11 protein-coding genes are annotated in these 16,533 nt (G+C 37.5%); 7 read left to right on the top strand and 4 right to left on the bottom strand.

What is annotated here, in order from left to right; genetic code table 11:
• Positions 1-277: 277 nt before the first annotated feature.
• The 4 genes from ACTIEV_RS04295 to ACTIEV_RS04280 form a co-directional block, all read right to left on the bottom strand.
• The gene (locus ACTIEV_RS04295) at positions 278-1,318 is read right to left on the bottom strand and encodes a PAS domain S-box protein (protein WP_439516181.1); all 1,041 of its coding nucleotides are present in this window, start codon (positions 1,316-1,318) and stop codon (positions 278-280) included.
• 10 nt (positions 1,319-1,328) lie between these two features.
• Positions 1,329-1,757 carry a response regulator gene (locus tag ACTIEV_RS04290; RefSeq protein ID WP_439516180.1) on the bottom strand — a complete coding sequence of 143 codons (429 nt, stop codon included), beginning with the start codon at positions 1,755-1,757 and terminating at the stop codon, positions 1,329-1,331.
• A gap of 41 nt (positions 1,758-1,798) precedes the next feature.
• Positions 1,799-4,069 carry a PAS domain S-box protein gene (locus ACTIEV_RS04285; protein WP_439516179.1) on the bottom strand — a complete coding sequence of 757 codons (2,271 nt, stop codon included), beginning with the start codon at positions 4,067-4,069 and terminating at the stop codon, positions 1,799-1,801.
• 188 nt (positions 4,070-4,257) lie between these two features.
• Positions 4,258-5,571 (bottom strand): exonuclease domain-containing protein, encoded by a 1,314-nt coding sequence (locus ACTIEV_RS04280; RefSeq protein WP_439516178.1) that lies wholly within the window; start codon positions 5,569-5,571, stop codon positions 4,258-4,260.
• Between the two features lie 497 nt (positions 5,572-6,068).
• Here ACTIEV_RS04280 and ACTIEV_RS04275 point away from each other — a divergent pair, with 497 nt between their 5' ends.
• The 7 genes from ACTIEV_RS04275 (at position 6,069) to ACTIEV_RS04245 (ending at position 16,526) form a co-directional block, all read left to right on the top strand.
• A complete protein-coding gene (locus tag ACTIEV_RS04275) occupies positions 6,069-6,308 on the top strand; it encodes a hypothetical protein (protein WP_439516177.1) in 240 nt (79 codons plus the stop codon).
• 99 nt (positions 6,309-6,407) lie between these two features.
• Positions 6,408-9,092 carry a valine--tRNA ligase gene (locus ACTIEV_RS04270; protein WP_439516176.1) on the top strand — a complete coding sequence of 895 codons (2,685 nt, stop codon included), beginning with the start codon at positions 6,408-6,410 and terminating at the stop codon, positions 9,090-9,092.
• 1 nt (position 9,093) lies between these two features.
• Positions 9,094-9,597, top strand: coding sequence for a GNAT family N-acetyltransferase (locus ACTIEV_RS04265; protein WP_439516175.1), 504 nt, complete (start codon positions 9,094-9,096; stop codon positions 9,595-9,597).
• Between the two features lie 174 nt (positions 9,598-9,771).
• Entirely contained in the window at positions 9,772-10,902 is a 1,131-nt protein-coding gene (locus ACTIEV_RS04260; RefSeq protein WP_322195419.1) for an erythromycin esterase family protein, read from the top strand.
• A 278-nt stretch (positions 10,903-11,180) separates the two neighbouring features.
• On the top strand, positions 11,181-14,135 hold the full coding sequence (locus ACTIEV_RS04255) for a type I restriction endonuclease subunit R (RefSeq protein ID WP_322195420.1): 2,955 nt from the start codon (positions 11,181-11,183) through the stop codon (positions 14,133-14,135).
• Positions 14,122-15,384 (top strand): restriction endonuclease subunit S, encoded by a 1,263-nt coding sequence (locus tag ACTIEV_RS04250; protein ID WP_322195421.1) that lies wholly within the window; start codon positions 14,122-14,124, stop codon positions 15,382-15,384. The genes ACTIEV_RS04255 and ACTIEV_RS04250 overlap by 14 nt, the downstream gene beginning before the upstream one ends.
• The gene (locus ACTIEV_RS04245; RefSeq protein ID WP_322195422.1) at positions 15,381-16,526 is read left to right on the top strand and encodes an AAA family ATPase; all 1,146 of its coding nucleotides are present in this window, start codon (positions 15,381-15,383) and stop codon (positions 16,524-16,526) included. The genes ACTIEV_RS04250 and ACTIEV_RS04245 overlap by 4 nt, the downstream gene beginning before the upstream one ends.
• The last annotated feature ends 7 nt before the right edge of the window (positions 16,527-16,533 follow it).

Below are 16,533 nucleotides of genomic sequence, written 5' to 3'. Positions count from 1 at the left end.
GCTAATTCCAATTAAAACTTTAAAACAATAAAATCGGGCAGCGAATGTAGGGCAAAACCAGATAAACTGAACATGGATTTATTATACTGTACTCTCGAAGGAAATAGGCTGTGAGCTACGAGCCTTGAATATTAGTCATACACCGTTTAAAAGAAATACTTAAAATATCCAAGCAGGTTATTTGATCCTTAAAAATTAACTTAGAAAAGCTCGAAGCTCCTGGCTCACAGCTTGTAGTAGGTTTTTACCACAAAATGGTGATTTATTATCTGCACCGTTAATCCACATTACTGTTTGTATACTTATCTTTTAACGCTGTAGTCTCTGCTTTTCGTACAATTTCTTTCACAATATCATCCAACTCATTCCCTGAAATTGAGATATACCGGATGATTTCTTTAACTTTTTCAGGTACCTGCTCTCCCATCTCATTTAACAAATGAACCAGCCCCAATAACCTCGACAAAGGAGCCCGTACACTATGTGATTGTGTCCAAGCAATATCTCTGAATAATTGATTATGCTGCTCAATGGCCTGTACATATTGCAATCGCTCAGTAAGATCAATCGCTAATACAAGGCCTGCTTTTCGATAATTAAAGTTTATACTACTGCTTTGGATTTGAACCGTTATAAGTGTACCATCTTTTTTTAGATGCTGGAAAATACCCTTAATATGATTTTCATTCTGATCAATAGCTGACTGCAAAATTCTTTTCAATTCAGGTATATCTTCCTCGATTCTTAGATGAAAGATAGTCATCTTAAGAAATTCTTCCTTACTATAACCATAGTGACTGATGGCCGCTTCATTCACATCTAAGAATTGGTAGGTATCATAATCGTATACCCACATGGGTTGTGGGCTTGAATGGAAAATATCACGATACTTTTTTTCCGATTCAGTCAATTGTTTATTGAAGGCACTACGTTCTCTGGTAAATAAAAGACTTTTGAAAAGATGTGAAGAAGTGAGATCATCTTTAAGCAAGTAATCAGAAACCCCCATTGAAATCGCTTTTGTACCAAAATTTTTATCGGTATAACCCGTAAGCACAATCAGCGGTGTTTCAGCAGATATCGCCATTACTTTTTTGACCAATGCCTCTCCGATTCCATCCGGCAATGAAAGATCCAAAAGGATAAAATCGAATTTGAGTTGTTGATTATTGAGTAAGGTTTCAGCAGTCTTAAAATCAGTTGCATGATGAATGACAGGTAAAGTAATCTCATCTTTTAGAAACTCTTCTATTAGCAAAAGATCACCGGGATTATCCTCTACTACCAGAATGTGTACATGCCAGTTGTATTTCTCCATGGATATTTGCTTAACGTGTAGGAAGTTGAACGACTGATATCCAAAAATTTTCGATGGAAGATATCGTATGTAAGAAGTCATCCATGTCAACCGGCTTGGTGATATAACAATTGGCTCCTTTTTCGTAGGACATATCGATATCTCTTTTTGATGAAGATGTCGTTAACATAATTACAGGAATCTTTTTTAGCTCATCATCGTTTTTGATGACACCTAACACATCATGACCATTCATCTTGGGCAAATTAATGTCCAATAAAATCAGATCAGGGGTTGCTGCTTCACTAAACTTTCCTGTTTTTCTCAAAAAGTCCAAGGCTTCTGTCCCATCACGGGCAATACTTACTTCATTGGTAATTTTTCGGTCATTCAATGCTTCAGTTGTGAGTAGAATATCCCCTTCGTTATCTTCTACCAGTAAAATGTGTATCGGTTTCAAATTTGTTATTTTATATTTTCAATTCCAACCTATGTGATCCTTTATTTCTCGATCGTAAAGAAAAATGTACTGCCTCTTCCACGTAATGATTCCACCCAAATTTTTCCATTGTGCATGTCAACTATTTTTTTACAAATGGATAGTCCAATACCCGTTCCGGAATACTCATTCCTATGATGTAATCTTTGAAAAATTACAAATATTTTCTCAAAATATTCTTTTTCAATACCTATTCCATTGTCTGCTACTGCAAACTGCCAGTATGATGGATATTCAGTAGCCGTAATTTTTATTTCAGGTCGCTGATCCGGCGACTGATATTTGAGTGCATTGGTGATTAAATTTTGGAATAGTTGTGAAATAGGTGTTCTAGCTGCTCTGATCAATGGCATCCCATCAAAAAATACCCTAGCTTCTCTTCGAATCAGATCATTTCTGTTCATTTCTAAAATTTCAGCGATGACCTGATGAATATTGACCGGCTCTTTCTCATAATCAACACTCCCTACTCGAGAATATTCCAATAAATCTAATATGACAGTTCGCATACGCTTAGCACCATCCGTTGCAAAACCGATATATTGTCTGGCTGTATCATCTAATTCATGCTTATATTTCTTTTCCAACTGCGATAAAAATCCGGTGATCATTCGAAGGGGCTCCTGCAGATCATGAGATGCCACATAAGCAAACTGCTCGAGTTCTGCATTGGAAATAGCCAGATCTTGCGCTCGTTTATTCAACTCTTCATTGAGTCGTAGCAAGGTTTCCTGGTATTGTTTTTGTTCTGTAATATCCATGATCACTCCATCAATATATATTAATTGATGACTATTATTGTATACACCTCTTCCTTTATCTTCTACCCACTTTATATCACCATCAGCACAAATGATCCGATATTGAATACTAAATACTTCTCCTTTTGATAATGGTTCTGCGATAATAAAAGTAGCATTCAAATCATCCGGATGGATGATACTTGAAAATGTACGTGTCTTGTTTATCACAAAATCGGCAGCCGGATATCCTGTAATCGCTTCTACGCCATTACTAATAAAAAGCATACTCCACTTATCATCCAATAAACAACGATAAGTTATACCGGGCATATTATTAACGACTGATTCAAATTGCTTTTGAATCTCTTTTCGTTCTGTTACATCTCTGAAATAAACCAATAATCCTGAAGGAGAAGGATACACACTCACATCAATCCATATACCTAGAGGTTCCACGTATTCTTCAAAATGCATGGTTACTTGATCACGCTCTGCAATAACACAGTTGGTATAAAAAGTAGCATATTGTTGTTCCGGATAAATTGAATAGATATGTTTTCCAAGCACTTCTGTTCGCGACAGTCCAAGAATTCGCTCAGCTGATTGATTCCAATAATGAACTTTCCATTCCTTATCTACTGCAAAAAAACCATCTCCAATACTCTCGAGAATCATGTGCTTTTCCTGATAAGCGTCTTCTAAAGCTTGTTGTGTCTTTTTTCTTTCTGTAATATCCTGGAATACCCCGGCCAGTTTTACTTTTTCCCCTCTTTCATTTAAGATGATTTTTGCACGTGAGTTAATGATGCGAATACTACCATCTTTGCGAATAAATCTTTTAATGATTTCATAAGTATCTCCGTGTTCAATAGTGTGCTGCATTGCTTGTAAGGCCATCTCCTGATCATCAGGATGAATGACACTTAATCCTGTTGCAAAGTTGATTTGCATTTCTCCCGGTTCATACCCGCAAATACGGAATACCCCTTCAGACCAATACAATTCATTATTAGAAAGATCCAATTCCCAACTTCCAATTTGTGTAATATCCTCCGCCTGCAATAATAAATCCTTGGCTTTGTTCAGATCTCTTTCTGCAATTTCATTTTTATCCCGGTTCTCAATTTCGGCTGTTACATCTATAACAGAGTGAATGATAAAATATGTTTTACCCTCATGGTCTAGTACAGGTACATTATGGGTAAGGCAATATTTTAGTACAAATTCATTTCCTCCACGTATAGGTATATCAAATCGTTGAACCGGCATTTTATGGGCAGATCCTGTACAGACTACTAGATCAAGTGATGTTCTAAGATTACTCACGCCATTCGCATCTTCCAGATCAGGATTATCCGGAAAAGCTTCAAAAACGCCTTTGTGCAAGAGATCAGTAGCACTACTACCTGTTGCTTGTAAATAAGCTTCATTTACATCAATGATCGTAAATACCGGACTATCTGCACGTAATAATAAGGAAGGCATGGGCATAGCCATAAAAACCCTTCTGAAATCTTCATTTTCCAGCATGTACTTCCAGTTTTGAATACATATAAGGGGTTACGAATATAAGTATAAAGGTTTCAATACCAATGGTTACATCAAAATCAAAGAAGGTAATAATGACCAAAAAAATGTAGCCACTCTATATTTCTGTATTCTTAGTTGTCTACAGCGGCAATTAATTGCCACTGAGTTCACTGAAGAACACAGAAGATCTATGCGATGCGAATGACTTTGGAGGGATAGCGTTCCGTATAATTACGGATCATGGAACGGATGGCTTCATTTTCAGGATACATGGTCAAATGCTCTTTCAACGTATCTAATTCATGAATTCCGATGTCTGCAGATGGAGTTCCCATTCCATAAAAAATACCATTTTCGACTAATACATATGCAGATTGATCACGAATCACAAACGTTTCTTTCTGGTCGGCGACCCATTGAAGTGCTGTGCGTACACGTTGATTATATTCTTGCACATCAGACCATTCATGTTGTGTGGTAAGATCCAGGAAACACAAAGCTGGATGCAAATCATGCATTTTTACCAGTTTCCATAACATACGATGTGCATCTGCCAGTAAAGCGAAGCAAGCAATGGGTTGCAAATGTTTTCTTTTTTTATCAATCCCCAATCTGATATAACCCCTATTATCTTCAAACTGATAAATACCCCAAACTTGTTCGAATCTTTTTTGACTTTTATTATGAATCGGCCAAAGCCTTTTGATCTCAACACTTTCAAATAAGGATGCGATGAATTCTGTTGGACATTCCACATAAGATATTCGATAGACAGTTCGTAAAAGTTCTTGTCTTTTTTTACTGATGTCCAATCCGGTAAAGTGACTGATCACTCTTTTTTTGAGATTTTTGGCTTTACCAACATAGAGTACTTTATCCTTTTGATCATGGAAATAATACACACCGGGTTTTTGCGGTAAGCCCATTACCTGCTTTTCCGGCAAGTGTGCGGGTAGGGTTTGACCATGATTGTCTTTTTTCAGCATTTCTTTGATCAAACGTTCCCCATTGTTCTGTATCACCATGTCCAATATCTGCGCAGTGGCCAGCGCATCTCCCCCTGCCCGATGACGATTGGTGATGGGAATATCCAGTTCTCTGCAAAGATGCCCCAATCCATATTTTCGAAACCCCGGAAACACTTTCCGGCTGAGTCGGATCGTACATAATTTTGGCACATGTAACTGATAACCTGCTTTTTGTAAATGATACTTCACAAAAGAATAATCAAAATTCACGTTATGCGCTACAAATATCCGACCGGATAAAAGGTTATAAATTTCTTGTGCAACCGTTTCAAATGAGGGCGCTTTGGCAACCATGGCATCTGAAATACCGGTCATATTGGCGATATAGGGTGGAATTTCTTGGTGGGGATTGATCAGGGTCTCATATTTACCCTCCACTTCGGTACCATTGTGTAATACGATAGCGATCTCGGTCATTCCATGTTGTTCCGGAAAACCGCCCGTTGTCTCGATATCCACAATAGCAAATTGCATACAATAAGGCTTGTAAATTCGTGAATTAAACCATATCTTACAAACAAAGATTCAATTCACCCCCGACAGCCCCGGTTTTATTGACAGCTTGGATTTCTTCTGAACGATATAAAATATCCTCTGGAAGACCGTAAAAATTTTTTTACGTACCAAATCTACCTGCCATGTCAAACACAAAATCACAATTTCACATTAGTGAAAATGCACGTAATGCTGCCATCGTAGCCATTATCCTGATTACTGTTGTTGTATTGTCTTATCTCGAATGGAAGGGTCGCTCCTAAAAACGCGCTTTTTCGCTGCACCCCTTTGTTTTCTGGATTTTTCTGCTTTGATACAGCAGACTGTAATGTTTTTGCCCTTACATAGACTAATAAGTCAGAAAAAAATGCGGTAAAACTGTAACCTAATTCATAAAAGAACGTTAGGTATAATTAACAATGGTTAACCTAATGGTTTGCATGAGCAGGTTAGCTTTGTTCCAGAAAACAACTGACATGAAGAATATTGTTTTGATTTGTCTCTTGATGGCTTTTACTGCTTGCAGTACCCACCAAGTTCGCAATTTCTGCAAAACAGCAGGAAAGAAAGTAGCAAGCTGTTGTACTTCTATGTCTCTAAAGCAACGTAATGCGTTGGAACAGCTTAAAAAAGCACCCAAGGAAGAAAAATCAGAACAACAACAGCCGGCAGCTATCTCCTTATTGGAATGGAATGAAGCCGTATTTATCTGGTAAGGAAATCCCCTTGTATTGTATATATGAACCACGCAATGCGTGGTTTTTTTTAACCCCTCTTACTCCCCCACTATTTTCGTAGTTTTGCCAGCCTTAAAAATGAGTTCAGGAATGGAATTGAGTAAGAATTATATCCCGGGAGATATTGAAGCCAGATGGTACCAACATTGGCTAAGTAAAGGTTATTTCAACAGTACACCCGACGAAAGGGAGTCTTTCACTGTTGTAATACCTCCACCCAATGTTACCGGAGTGCTTCATATGGGACATTGCCTCAACAATACCATTCAGGATATTCTGGTTCGTCGCGCCCGTATGCAGGGTAAAAATGCCTGTTGGGTACCCGGTACCGACCATGCTTCTATTGCGACAGAGGCTAAGGTAGTAGCTATGTTGCGCGAGAGAGGTATTGCCAAATCTGCTATTGGTCGAGATGAGTTTCTACAATATGCTTGGGAATGGAAAGAAAAATATGGTGGCATCATTTTGCAGCAGTTGAAAAAAATGGGCTGCAGTTTAGATTGGAACCGTACTTCTTTCACCATGGATGAAGATTACTATCGTTCTGTGATCAATGTGTTTGTAGACCTCCATAAAAAAGGTTGGATTTATCGTGGTAAACGCATGATCAACTGGGATGTCAAAGCAAAAACTGCTTTGAGTGATGAAGAGGTAATTTATAAAGAAGTTCAGAGCAAGTTGTATTATGTTCGATATGAAGTAGTTGACAGTTTGGAGTTGACAGATGACAGTAGTACCAAAGAAAAAGAGTTTATTACCATCGCCACGGTTAGACCTGAGACTATTTTAGGGGATACTGCTATTTGTGTGAATCCGAATGATGATCGCTACCAACACTTACATGGCAAGTATGCGGTTGTTCCATTAATTGGAAGACGAATTCCCATCATTGCTGATGATTATGTGACCACAGAATTTGGAACCGGCGCTTTAAAAGTAACGCCTGCACATGATATGAATGATTATCAGCTTGGACAGAAATACAACCTGGAAGTCATTGAAACGATGAATGATGATGGTACCCTAAGTGAAGCTGCGCAGTTATATATTGGTGAAGATCGTTTTGAAGTACGTAAGAAAATTGTTCCCGAACTAGAAGCAAAAGGACATATCGTTAAAGTTGAAGATTATACCAATCAGATTGGATACAGTGAACGAACTGATGCCGTAGTAGAACCTCGACTGAGTTTACAGTGGTGGGTAGATATGAAAAAGATATCTGAGCCGGCATTGAAAGCAGTGATGGAAGGGGAAATTGAATTCCATCCTGCCAAATTCAAAAATCTCTATCGCCATTGGATGGAGAATATTAAAGATTGGTGTATCAGTCGCCAACTATGGTGGGGACATCGTATCCCTGCATGGTATGCTCCTGATGGCACTTATGCGGTAGCAACTACGAGAGAAGAAGCATTTGAAAATCTCAGATCACAGATCGCAGATTTGAGATTGGAAGATATTCGACAGGATGATGATTGTTTGGACACTTGGTTCTCCAGTTGGTTATGGCCTTTTGAAGTGTTCAAGGGATTGTCCAATCCGGGTAATGCAGAAGTAAAATATTATTATCCAACCAATACATTGGTAACAGCCCCTGAGATTATTTTCTTCTGGGTAGCGCGTATGATCATGGCGGGTGAAGAATACATGAAAGAAATTCCTTTCAAGCATGTATACTTTACGGGTATTGTGAGGGATAAGCAAGGAAGAAAAATGAGTAAGAGTTTAGGCAACTCTCCTGATCTCCTAGCACTCATTGATCAATATGGAGCCGATGCTGTAAGATTTGGTATCATGATCTCCTCTCCTGCGGGTAATGATATTTTATTTGATGAAGCTTCCCTAGAACAAGGTCGCAATTTCAACAACAAACTCTGGAACGCACTCAAACTCATCAAAAGCTGGGAAACCAGAATAGAAAAAAGCGCGCAACTCACAGCTCACAACTCACAGCCTTCTTCCTCCTTCGCTACCGATTGGTTCGAATCGCGCTTACAACAAGCCAAAGTAGAAGTGGAAACACTGATGCAGCAATTCCGATTAAGTGAAGCCTTGAAAGTTTTGTATTCATTGATATGGGATGATTTCTGCAGTTGGTATCTTGAATGGGCGAAACCCGGATTTGAGCAACCGGTTGATCCAGTGGTGTACGAAAAAACCCTTATCTATTTTGAAGAGATGATGCAATTATTGCATCCTTATATGCCATTCATTACAGAAGAGATTTATCATTTACTGCGTGGGCAAAAAGAAGACTTGTGCATCAAACAAATAAAAAGTGCTCCCTTACCTGACATTACATTAATTGACCTTGGTCTTTTTGCACAAGACTTACAAAATTTTATTCGTGGCGTAAGAGTTCAACAACAAATTAAAAAAAGTGAGCCGGTAGAGCTTCTCACTTTTTGTTCCTTAGAACAAGAAGGCTCGATTAAAAGAATTGAAGCACTAATTGAAAGACAAGAAAATGTACGATTCTTTTATGATAAAGGAATAGACACCACAAAGACATATTCATTCTTTCTAAAAGGTGATATGAAATTCTGTATAGAAAAAATTATTGGAAACAATGACGAATACAAGAAAGAATTAGAAAAAGATTTGGCTTATCAGATTAGGTTTCGAGAAAGCGTATTAAAAAAGCTTAGCAATGAGAGATTTGTTCAAAATGCGAAACCGGAAGTAGTGGCACTCGAACAAAAGAAATTAGCAGATGCAGAAGCGCGTATTCAAAACATTGAAGAGAGTTTGAAGAACCTGTAACATGTCAGCCAATTTACATATCAGAGAAGCCGATTCAAATGATAGAAGTGTCATTAGATCATTAGCGGAAAACACTTGGCCTGAAGCGTATGGCAAAATCATATCGCAGGAACAGATACGTTACATGTTAGACATGATCTACAGCGATGATGCATTGTTGGAACAAATGCAAAAGGGACATCAGTTTTATCTTGCAGAACTCAATGATCAACCGATTGGGTTTGCTTCTGTTTCAGAAGAAGGCAATCAAGGATGTAAACTGAATAAACTCTACATCCTTCCCACCATTCAAAAATCAGGAGCAGGAAAAGCACTCTTACAAAAAGTCATTGCATACACAAAAGAAAAAAATCATACCCGACTCTTCTTACAAGTCAATAAGCAGAACGCTGCCAAAGACTTCTACACACGCATGGGATTCACCATTGCTGAAGAAGTGAAATTGGATATTGGCAATGGATTTTTTATGGATGACTTTATTATGGAATTAATGATTCATCATTAATCTCAAAATATGCGGATACCTTTTCTTATAACTTTTTCACTCATTGCTTTTCTGGTACTTTTTTGCCAAACTACTGCATCATCTCAAAAAGAAATCAAGAGATATGTACAGGAAACTTCTCGCCAAATCACTTCCATTCATATTGACAGTTCCAATTTTGATGACCTGGAGGTATTGGGCAATGCTATTGGAAATGCCCGAATTGTAGCATTAGGAGAACAAATGCATGGGGATGGCACTACTTTTGAAGCAAAAGGAAGAATCATAAAATATCTTCATGAGAAAAAGGGATTCAATGTTTTAGTTTTTGAATCAGACTATTTCGGTCTTACATACGGATTCGAAAAAGTTGACAAAACCAAGGATAGTCTCAGAAGATTTCTTTACCAGAATCTTGCAGGCATGTGGTCTTGGTGCGATAAAGCTGCCCCATTTTTATACAACTATATCTGGGAAAGCCAATCAACAAAATCTCCTTTAGTAATTGCTGGGATGGATTGTCAATTACAAACTCCTTTCTCATTTACTCAACTTAAGCCAAAACTTGAAAGCGCCTTATCAAAAATTACAGAAACTCAGATAGAAAAAGAATGGTCAGTAAAGGTAGCAGACAACCTACATGCCATATTTTTCAATGGTCAAAAAGCCGACCCCGAGGCTTGTCAGAAAGGTAAACTTGCATTAGAAAACTTATACAGTTCGCAGAAAAAAAAGCAATTGACAAGTGATGAGAAAGTTTTAGTTGATAATGTACTCGCAGCATACAGAAACATACTTCCGTACTTATTGAAAGAACAACGTCGAAATTTCAGTATAAGAGATACGCAAATGTTTGAAAATATTATGTGGTTGGCTAATGAAAAATATCCTAACGAGAAAATAATCATCTGGGCCCACAACGCGCATATCGTTAAAAGGATTGATCAAACAAATAATAGAGCTGATACTGAAAATATGTTAGGGCATTTATTGGGCGATCCTCAATACAATCCACACAGTTATTATGCATTAGGATTCACTTCAGCAGAAGCAACATCAGTTTGGACTACCAGACCTGATTATACAACTATAGCGGAAGAACCTGTTAAAAATAGTTTCGAAAATTGGCTACCTAAACATTGGAATTATGCTTTTATTGATTGGACTGACCTAAATCAAAAGATGAAATTCCCTGTTTCGTTCAGTATGAAAGGTTCTTTACCAATGAGTCAACATAGAAACCAATCTTATCCCTGGCAAAAAGCATACAACGGTGTTTTTTTCATCCGCAAAATAGAGGGTTGTAAGACTATTCCTGCTTTTTGATACAACACTTAAAGCAAAATTTATAAGAACCTATATAACGACTTACCCCCCAACAAAAGAAATTTCTTATTCTACATTGATCAACGCACAGCTAGAAGCTTGCAGCATGCGGCTCTAAGCTCACAGCTCAATACACCAACACATGCGTCTGTTTAATTACCCTTCGACTCCCTCCATTTTCAAACCCTTAAAAAAATTTAGTATTTACTCCACGTCAGGCGTATATTGAGATAAAGGGAACAAAAAAACAATAACTTTGAATGGACAGAAATCATTCAATGACCAAGGAACTACAAATTGAGGAAGGATTAATAGCCAAGCTATTGGATTTAAAGTATACGTATAGGAACGATATACGTGATAGAGAATCCCTTGAACAAAACTTTCGTCAAAAATTTCAGACGCTGAACCGCGTCAATTTAACAGATGCTGAATTCGCCAGACTAAAAGACGAGATCATCAATACAGATGTTTTTGCTTCTTCCAAACGCCTGCGTGAAATCAACACTTTTACACGTGAAGATGATACCCCTCTCCACTATAGTCTGGTAAATATCAAAGATTGGTGCAAAAATGATTTTGAAGTAATCAATCAACTTCGCATCAATACCCATAACAGTCATCACCGATATGATGTAATACTGCTCATTAATGGCATCCCCATAGTTCAAATCGAATTGAAAAGTCTGGAAGTAAGTCCACGCAGGGCTATGCAGCAGATTGTAGACTATAAAACGGATCCGGGTAATGGTTATACCAATTCGCTGCTTTGCTTTATGCAGTTATTTATTGTAAGTAACCGTTCCAATACCTATTATTTTGCCAATAATAACAATACCCATTTTAGTTTTAATGCAGATGAACAGTTTTTACCCATTTACAAATTGGCAAGTGAAGACAATCAAAAAATTAACTTCTTAGATGATTTTGCTGAAAAATTTCTGAGCAAATGCACCCTGAGTCAGATGATCAGCAAATACATGGTATTGGTGGCAAGCGAACAAAAATTACTGGTGATGCGGCCTTACCAGATCTATGCGGTAAAAGCCATCGTAGACTGCATACAACAAAACAGAGGTAATGGCTATATCTGGCACACAACGGGAAGCGGTAAAACATTGACTTCTTTTAAAGCCTCTACCCTACTGAAAGACAATCCGGATATTGAAAAATGTTTGTTTGTGGTTGACCGTAAAGACCTTGACCGACAAACACGTGAAGAATTCAATAAATTCCAAGAAGGTTGTGTAGAAGAAAATACCAATACCGAAACATTGGTGAGGCGCATGCTTTCAGAGGATCATGCCAACAAAGTAATTGTTACCACCATTCAAAAATTAGGACTGGCATTAGATGCCACCAATAAGAACAATTACAAAGAACGACTTGAACCCTTGAGAAGTAAACGTATTGTATTCATTTTTGACGAGTGCCATCGTTCACAATTTGGAGAAAATCATAAAGCCATCAAAGAATTCTTCCCGAATGCACAGTTATTTGGCTTTACGGGCACACCGATTTTTGATGAGAATGCTACCTATAAACAATTTGATGGTACAATTGGATCCTATGTAACAACAGAAAAAATTTTCCAAAAACAGTTACATGCCTATACCATCACGCATGCCATTGATGATAAGAATGTATTGCGATTTCATATTGACTATTTTAAGCCAACTGCTACTTCCCCCAACGGAGGACTCCTGCATAAAACAGCTGTTATCAATGCCATTTTTAACAAACATGATTCAGCTACCAATAACAGGAAGTTTAATGCCATACTCGCCACCTCTTCCATCAATGACGCGATAGAATACTATAAAGAATTTAAAGAGTTACAACAAAAAGAAAAAGAAACGAATGAAAACTATATTCCATTAAATATTACTTGCGTTTTCTCCCCTCCTGCCGAAGGCAATAAAGATGTATTGCAATTACAAGAAGACCTGCAACAAGAGAAAGTAGATAACGAAACCGCTCCTGAAGAAAAGAAAAAAGCACTACAACAGATCATTGCTGATTATAACCAACAATACGGCACCAACCACAGTATCAATGAATTTGACCTGTATTATCAGGATATACAGCAACGCATTAAATTTCAGCGATTTAGTAATGCCGATTACCCACATGCCAACAAAATTGATATCGTGATTGTGGTGGACATGTTACTGACCGGTTTCGACTCCAAATACCTGAATACTTTATATGTAGACAAGAACCTTAAATATCATGGCCTCATTCAGGCTTTTAGCCGTACTAATCGGGTCTTGAACGATACCAAACCTTATGGCAATATCCTTGATTTCAAGAGTCAGCAAGACGATGTAGACAATGCCATTGCCATATTTTCAGGCAAAGACAATGCCGTAGGCGCCAAAGAAATATGGCTGGTAGATCCTGCACCAAAAGTGATTGAGCTATACAAGAAAGCCGTGATGGCCATGGATGCATTTATGGAACATAGCAACCTAGCCAGCGAACCGGAAGCTGTGTATAATCTCAAAGGCGATACAGCCCGTATAGAATTTATTAACCGGTTTAAAGAAGTACAAAGATTAAAAACACAGTTAGACCAATACACCGATCTGAGTGAAGAACAAAAGCAACAGATCAACGAACTTTTATCGGAAGACCAGTTACGCTCTTTCAGAAGCTCATACTTGGAAACAGCTAAACAATTAAAGGAAATACAACAGAAAAATAGTGACGACGCTGTGCAACAGCTAGAGTTTGAATTCGTGTTGTTTGCTTCTGCCATCATTGATTACGACTATATTATGGGTTTGATTGCGAATTACACCCAAAATAAACCCAGCAAACAGAAAATGAGCCGGAACCAGTTGATTGGCATATTGAGCTCACATGCCAACCTGATGGAGGAAAAAGACGATATGGTTGAATATATTAACACGCTTGAAGAAGGAAAGCCTTTAACAGAGAAAGAAATTAGTCAAGGTTACCAACAATTTAAAGCAGAAAAAACAACCAAAACACTGGCTACTATCGCAGAAAAGTATGGACTGGAAACAAAAAAGTTACAAGATTTTTCGGATACTATTTTAAACAGAATGATATTTGATGGTGCTGCTTTAAGTGAATTGTTTGCACCATTAGAGCTGGGCTGGAAAGAAAGAACAAAAAGAGAGCTCTCTTTAATGGAAGAACTAAGTCCTTTATTAAAAAAACAAGTTACCGGGCGAGAAATATCGGGATTGAATGCGTATGAGTAAAGACAATAAAGATAAAATTTTACCAAGACTTCGCTTTCCTGAGTTTATGAAAGACACTGTATGGAATGCAGACAAACTAGGTGTTATTGGTGAGCCTTTAATGTGTAAACGCATTTTTAAAGAAGAAACAACTAATAATTCGTCTAACGGAGTTCCATTTTATAAAATTGGAACATTTGGCGGATTGGCGGATTCTTTCATTTCAGAAGAAACATACAAAAAGTATAAAATAAAGTATGCGTTTCCTAAGATTGGGGAAATTCTAATATCGGCTTCTGGAACAATCGGAAGATTGGTGGTTTATGATGGCTCTCCTGCCTATTTTCAAGATTCAAATATTGTATGGATAGGTAATGATGAAACATTAATGCTTAATAAGTTTTTATTTTACTGCTATTCAACTTTGAAATGGCAAACATCTGATGGAGGAGTAATAAGTAGATTGTACAACTCCGACTTAAGGAATATGAAGATTCATTTTCCTCAATCAAAAAAAGAACAACAAAAAATCGCCGCCTGCCTTTCATCATTAGATGATATAATAACCGCCGAAACCCAAAAACTGGAAATACTACAAGCACATAAAAAAGGTTTGTTACAAAATTTATTTCCTGCTGAGGGGGAGACTGTGCCTAGGTTGAGGTTTCAGGAGTTTGAGGATAATGGAGAGTGGGAAGATACTAGTTTAGGGGAAATCGGAAATTTTACTGGAGGCGGAACACCGAGCAGAGACATCGAATCCTTTTGGACTGGTGATATCCCATGGATATCAAGCTCAGATATAGATGAAGAATCGATTCATTTGATAAAAATAAGTCGATTTATTTCTAATGAGGCATTACAAAAATCTGCTACTAAGCTAGTTCCAGTGAATAGTATCTTACTTGTTTCACGGGTAGGAGTTGGGAAATTGGCTGTTTCTAAAAATCAAATTTGCACAAGTCAAGATTTCACAAGTTTTACTCCACAAAAAAGTGATGTATTTTTCATAGCATACTATCTTAAATCAAAAACTAGTGTTCTTATTGGATATAGTCAAGGTATGGCAATTAAAGGTTTTACTAAAGATGACATCTCAAAGTTTTGTATTTATCTACCATCAATTACAGAGCAACAAAAGATTGCATCTTCATTATCATCACTTGACGAAATGATACTATCTCAAAAACAAAAAGTAGGATTCTTAAAACTCCACAAAAAAGGCTTACTACAAGGTTTATTCCCCAATACATCTGAAATAAATACATGAGTGGCACGCCTAAAATAGTAAGCTACCCCTCCCTGCCTAAATTGGTAGACCGTTTTCGTGACGACCTGAGAACCGGTGATTTTGTATTGGTATATGCCTTCAACGGCACGGGCAAAACCAGACTCTCTATGGAGTTTAAAGAAAGAGGTAAAAAAGGGGGAGATGACCAACGCGATACTTTATATTTCAACGCATTTACAGAAGACCTGTTTAGTTGGGATAACGATTTAGACAAAGATCAAACACGGATACTGAAATTAAATAGCGCATCCAATTTTTTCAATGGTTTCAAAGAACTAGCTTTGGAAGAAAGAATTTCCACTCACTTGGAGCGTTATGCCGATTTTAGTTTTGATATCGATTACAATAAATTAGAAGTACAGTTTAAAAGAACAGTCTTAGAGAAAAAATGGGAAGCCGGTCAACAGGTAGAAAAGTCGACCATTGTAGACAATATAAAAATATCACGTGGTGAAGAGAATATTTTTATCTGGTGTGTATTCTTGTCCATTTGCGAACTGAGTATTGAAGGTGCCAATGCCTATGATTGGGTGAAATATGTGTACATAGACGACCCTATTTCTTCTCTGGATGAAAACAATGCCATTGCAGTGGCCAGTCATTTAGCTCAACTGCTAAAAACGGGTGTTGGCAAAGTAAAAACTATCCTATCCTCACACCATAGCTTATTCTTTAATGTAATGTGCAATGAACTGAAGAAACACAACCATTCGCGTTACTTCTTGCATAAAACGATCGCTGGCAACTATACGCTTCAGAAAACAGACGATACCCCATTCTTTCACCATGTGGCATTATTGAGTGAATTGAAACAATCTGCTGAATCAGATCAAATTTACACTTACCATTTCAATATTCTACGTACCATTCTTGAAAAAACATCTTCCTTTTTTGGCATGAATGATTTTTCGGAATGCATTAAGGGTTTAGAAGACGATATACTTTTTGCTCGGGCACTAAACCTGTTAAGTCATGGCAAATACTCCTTATACGAACCTGTTGAAATGAATATGGATAATAAAGAACTTTTTAAACGAATTTTACAAGAGTTCCTGAAAAAATATCAGTTTCAGTTACCGGCACTTCTTGTTGAAAAGGAGACTAAAGCAACTGATCAATAAACATTAT

Source organism: Sediminibacterium sp. (genome assembly GCF_051861365.1).
In the GTDB taxonomy this organism is placed as follows: domain Bacteria; phylum Bacteroidota; class Bacteroidia; order Chitinophagales; family Chitinophagaceae; genus Sediminibacterium.
Note: the sequence above shows the minus strand (reverse complement) of the source record. Positions and strands in the feature narration are given on the sequence as shown.

What these genes read in the sequence shown, in the direction of transcription:
- ACTIEV_RS04295 (WP_439516181.1), bottom strand. Translation starts at nt 1,318, where the DNA reads ATGGAGAAATACAACTGGCATGTACACATTCTGGTAGTAGAGGATAAT.
- ACTIEV_RS04285 (WP_439516179.1), bottom strand. Translation starts at nt 4,069, where the DNA reads ATGCTGGAAAATGAAGATTTCAGAAGGGTTTTTATGGCTATGCCCATG.
- ACTIEV_RS04280 (WP_439516178.1), bottom strand. Translation starts at nt 5,571, where the DNA reads ATGCAATTTGCTATTGTGGATATCGAGACAACGGGCGGTTTTCCGGAA.
- ACTIEV_RS04275 (WP_439516177.1), top strand. Translation starts at nt 6,069, where the DNA reads ATGAAGAATATTGTTTTGATTTGTCTCTTGATGGCTTTTACTGCTTGC.
- ACTIEV_RS04270 (WP_439516176.1), top strand. Translation starts at nt 6,408, where the DNA reads ATGAGTTCAGGAATGGAATTGAGTAAGAATTATATCCCGGGAGATATT.
- ACTIEV_RS04265 (WP_439516175.1), top strand. Translation starts at nt 9,094, where the DNA reads ATGTCAGCCAATTTACATATCAGAGAAGCCGATTCAAATGATAGAAGT.
- ACTIEV_RS04255 (WP_322195420.1), top strand. Translation starts at nt 11,181, where the DNA reads ATGACCAAGGAACTACAAATTGAGGAAGGATTAATAGCCAAGCTATTG.
- ACTIEV_RS04250 (WP_322195421.1), top strand. Translation starts at nt 14,122, where the DNA reads ATGCGTATGAGTAAAGACAATAAAGATAAAATTTTACCAAGACTTCGC.
- ACTIEV_RS04245 (WP_322195422.1), top strand. Translation starts at nt 15,381, where the DNA reads ATGAGTGGCACGCCTAAAATAGTAAGCTACCCCTCCCTGCCTAAATTG.